The organism is Chryseobacterium vrystaatense, assembly GCF_000737765.1.
Classification (GTDB): domain Bacteria; phylum Bacteroidota; class Bacteroidia; order Flavobacteriales; family Weeksellaceae; genus Chryseobacterium; species Chryseobacterium vrystaatense.
The window spans coordinates 1-4,142 of the sequence record NZ_JPRI01000015.1; the positions used below are offsets into that span (position 1 = coordinate 1).

The 4,142-nt window shown below is 32.4% G+C and carries 5 protein-coding genes; all 5 read left to right on the top strand.

Going from position 1 to position 4,142, the window contains the following annotated elements; genetic code table 11:
- Positions 1–1,786: MobV family relaxase (gene mobV, locus IW16_RS25435; RefSeq protein WP_034751714.1), on the top strand; the 1,786-nt coding region annotated here is incomplete at its 5' end.
- A gap of 310 nt (positions 1,787–2,096) precedes the next feature.
- Complete coding sequence (locus IW16_RS25440) at positions 2,097–2,594, top strand: replication/maintenance protein RepL (RefSeq protein WP_034751716.1); 498 nt, start codon at positions 2,097–2,099, stop codon at positions 2,592–2,594.
- Between the two features lie 11 nt (positions 2,595–2,605).
- Positions 2,606–2,803 carry a hypothetical protein gene (locus IW16_RS25445; RefSeq protein ID WP_034751719.1) on the top strand — a complete coding sequence of 66 codons (198 nt, stop codon included), beginning with the start codon at positions 2,606–2,608 and terminating at the stop codon, positions 2,801–2,803.
- A gap of 192 nt (positions 2,804–2,995) precedes the next feature.
- Entirely contained in the window at positions 2,996–3,325 is a 330-nt protein-coding gene (locus IW16_RS25450; RefSeq protein WP_034751722.1) for a DMT family transporter, read from the top strand.
- A 119-nt stretch (positions 3,326–3,444) separates the two neighbouring features.
- Complete coding sequence (locus IW16_RS25455; protein ID WP_228377002.1) at positions 3,445–3,813, top strand: virulence factor; 369 nt, start codon at positions 3,445–3,447, stop codon at positions 3,811–3,813.
- Positions 3,814–4,142: the final 329 nt, after the last annotated feature.

Sequence of the window (4,142 nt, forward strand, 5' to 3'; positions counted from 1 at the left end):
AGTATTACATTATCAAAAAAATGGTAAAAGTTCGGGGGGTTCTCTCGGTCATCATATAGACCGAGAAGAAGGAAAAGAATATTCATATCGGCACGCCGATTTGAGTAAAACTAAAGAAAATATTTATGTTCAAGTTAACCAGCTTTGCAGGTCTCCTTACAATGAAGCGATAGCCAAAAGAATTGAACAAGGCTACAATCATAAAAACAAAGCTGGAGAACTTAAAGCAATTCGAAAGGATGCCGTTCATTCCATCAATGTTATTCTTTCGGGAAGCCACGAAGAAATGACAGAAATCGCAAATAATAAAAAGCGGCTTCAAGAATGGATTGATAAAAATTTAGAATTCTGTATCAAAGAATATGGGAAAGAAAATATTGTTCGTTTTGCCGTCCATTTGGACGAAAAAACACCGCATATTCATTGCGTTTTTGTTCCTATTACTCCCGATGGAAGACTCTCTGCAGGAGATTGGATGAAGACAGGAAAACAGTTGGAAGAAGTCCAAACCAAGTATGCTGAAGCAATGGCAGAATTTGGACTTGAAAGAGGGGTAAAATCGGAAAGAAAACATCATACTACCGAAGAATACCGCCAACGAGAACGCTACAAATTGGACGATAACAAAGAAATTTTGAACGATTTAGAAAATTTGAAGCAATCGGATGTCTTTTCATTTAAAGCTAAAAAAACGGCTTTATTTGCCAAATTAGAGAACTTAATTCTAAATCAAGACGAAACTACCAAAAAACAAATTGAAGGTCTTAAAAGCGAAATTTCGAACCTTGAGAAGAAACTTTCATCTACACTTCGAGAGCAACATCAATTACCAAAATCAAATTTCCTTTCCCAAGCACAAATTCAGCATATCGTTGAAAGTGTTTCTGTGAAAGATTACTTTTTCAATCTGATGGAACGAGGTATCGTTGATTTTGAAAAAAAGTCCGGAAAGGAATTTTATTTCAAAACATCAACCCAAACTTTTTCTGTAAGCGATAAAGGATTTTATGATTTTAAAGCAGGTTCAGGCGGTCAAATCATCAAAGCGGTGATGGAAATGGAAGGAATTAAATGGAAAGAAGCTTTGGATTTTTTACAGAAATTTTCAGGTACCAATTACAACCATATCAGCACAGGCATCGTTGAAGAACGTATGCAGATGAAGGATAACAGCTATAACCTTACTGCCATTATGCGCCCAAATAACCCCAAAATTTTAGGATATTATCTCAAACGTGGAATAGAACCCGAAACGGTAAAAAAACATCTTAAACAAGTCCATTATCAAGTGAGAGCGGAAGGTAAAGACTTTCATTTTTTTGGAGTTGGTATTAAAAACAATTCGGGCGGATGGGATGTTAGAAGTACTGACGGAAAAACAAAATTAGGGACTTCAGATATTTCGGAATTTGGAAATCCCAATTCAGACAAAGTTGTGGTTTTTGAGGGGATGTCGGATGTTCTTGCCTTCATTCAGAAAGGAATAGACGAAGGCAGAACCGAAGAACCTAACCGTATTATTTGCCTTAATTCTACTTCTAACGTTCCAAAGCTCGTAGAACATCTGCAGGACTTCAAAGGAAAAATGTATTTATGCCTGGATGCAGACCAGGCTGGAGAAAAAGCAACGCAAGACCTTCAACAGTTCTTTCCAAACGCCACAGATTTACGAGAACATTACGGCATTTTTGAAGGCAGAGGAGGGAGTAAAGATTTTAACGAAGTTTTGATGAAAGAAAAAGGACTAATCCAAGAACAAAATAGAGGGCCAAAAAGAGGGTGGTAATCTTAAAACTAAAGTTAGCAATTGTATGTTTCCCCTATTTTTTTCCTAATGTCTAAAAATAGGGCTGTAAAATAAAAGAAAAGAGAAATAATGTAATACATTTGGTAATCAATGAGTTATATAAAATCTTATTGTACGTAGGGGACAATGTTATTGTACGTGGAAGACAATGTTATTGTACGTGGCGTACAATAACGACAAAAAAAGACCATAAAAATCAAAATAAAACCAGTTTTTTTTAAAAATTAATGTACGAATATGTACAATAACTAAAATGTTTTTTTTTACTTTTGTTGTATAAATAAATACAATGGAAAATAAAAAAATTTATCAAACCGAAACTAAAACTATTATTGACCATCAAACAGGAGAAATTATTCAGACAGAGCATAATCAAAAAGGTTTTGTTGAAAAAGAACCAGATTATGTAAAACTTTACCTTCAAGACATTGCAAGATTAAATAATTTACCTCCTTCAGCTAGCTCATTAATGACATTAATAATTAGGTCTATGGGGTATAATAATTTATTTTTTGCATTCAAGCCTCTCAAAGAAATGTTTTGTGAAGAATTAAAAATGCCCATGAATACTTTAAATAAACAAATTGATAATTTAAGGAAAGCAAATATTTTACTTCCAATTCCAAATAAAAGAGGTTGCTATTTAGTGGACCCTAATTTATTTGCAAGAGGAAGTTGGAATGATATTAAACAATTAAGATTGATAATAGACTATAATATTGATGGTTCGAGAAATCTTTCTTCTAATGCTCCTCAACAACTAAAACAATTATCTTTCGGATTTTAAAATATATAATTATGAAAAAAGAAATAGCAGAAGTTTCAATAAAATTAATTGAAAAAGATGGAAAAAGAATTTTAATAACTACTAATTTTGGAACACTTGAAGATTTTGCAGAAATAACACAAATTTTATTTGAAAACAAATTAGAAAATGCAAGATTGATTTCTTTATTATCTTCAATTTCTCAAAGTATAAAAACTAATCTACACTGATAAATTTTTCTTTTTCTTTCAGCATTAAAATTGGCTTTTTGAAAAAAAGCATAGAAATTGTATAACTTTGCAAAAATTAAATAGTTATCTGCAAGCATATCCAAACCCATTTCATAGAAGGAATTTCACAAAAAAACTATCTAAGAATTTAAATTATAGTAATTTTATCTTAACAAAAAGTAATAACAAACAATGAAATATTTATATTTAGCATTATCGATTGTTCTTGAAGTTTTAGGTTCAAGTTTTATGAAAGCATCTGACGGATTTTCAAAACTTTTACCCACGACAATAACAATAATAGCATATATTGCTTGCTTTTTCTTCCTTTCTCAAGCATTAAAATCAATACCTTTAGGAATTGCTTATGCGATTTGGGGAGGTTTAGGAATTGTCTTAACTGCATTGATTTCAGTAATTATCTTTAAACAATCTTTGGATTTACCAGCAATTATTGGAATTATTTTGATTGTTGCAGGTGTTTTTGTTATGAACTTTTTCTCTAAATCTTCAACACACTAAAAAATGCCTGCAGATAACATGGGTTTTGCAAGATGCGGGGTTAAAGGAAATCTCAGAAAATTTATAGAAAATACCCGCAAAAACTTTTCCATTTTTTAGTTTTTTCGTAATTTTAAAAAATGGAAAAAGTTTTGCTAGAGATTGGTTCTCCTCCCGACTTTCAGTTTTCAGTAGCCCGCACCTCGCAAAGCCCTTTCCCGATGTACGCAATTACTTTTGACATAGATACGAATTGTTTGAACGAACATTATCACGGTAATAATGTTCCAAATGCCTATGGAGATATTCGTAAATTTATGGAAGCAAACGAGTTCGACTCGATGCAGGGGAGTGTCTATTTTGGAAAGGAGACAATTGATGCTGTTAAGTGTGTTTTGACGATTCAAAAATTAGCTAATCTATATCCTTGGTTTTCTACTTGCGTTAGAGATGTTCGCATGTTGAGAATTGAAGAAAATAACGATTTGAAACCAGCAATAGGAATTTAATTAATTCCTTTTTTTTGTGCATTTTTATAATAAAGTGTAGCACACTACGTTTTTTTTCTTTCCGCTTTGCTCCAAGTAAAAAAAACAGTGTGCTCTGCGAGGCAAAATTAATGCTGAAAGAAAAAGAAAAATTTATGGGACAAGCAGTATTACATTATCAAAAAATGGTAAAAGTTCGGGGGGTTCTCTCGGTCATCATATAGACCGAGAAGAAGGAAAAGAATATTCATATCGGCACGCCGATTTGAGTAAAACTAAAGAAAATATTTATGTTCAAGTTAACCAGCTTTGCAGGTCTCCTTACAATGAAGCGATAGCCAAAAGAATTG

What these genes read in the sequence shown, in the direction of transcription:
- IW16_RS25440 (WP_034751716.1), top strand. Translation starts at nt 2,097, where the DNA reads ATGGAAAATAAAAAAATTTATCAAACCGAAACTAAAACTATTATTGAC.
- IW16_RS25445 (WP_034751719.1), top strand. Translation starts at nt 2,606, where the DNA reads ATGAAAAAAGAAATAGCAGAAGTTTCAATAAAATTAATTGAAAAAGAT.
- IW16_RS25450 (WP_034751722.1), top strand. Translation starts at nt 2,996, where the DNA reads ATGAAATATTTATATTTAGCATTATCGATTGTTCTTGAAGTTTTAGGT.
- IW16_RS25455 (WP_228377002.1), top strand. Translation starts at nt 3,445, where the DNA reads ATGGAAAAAGTTTTGCTAGAGATTGGTTCTCCTCCCGACTTTCAGTTT.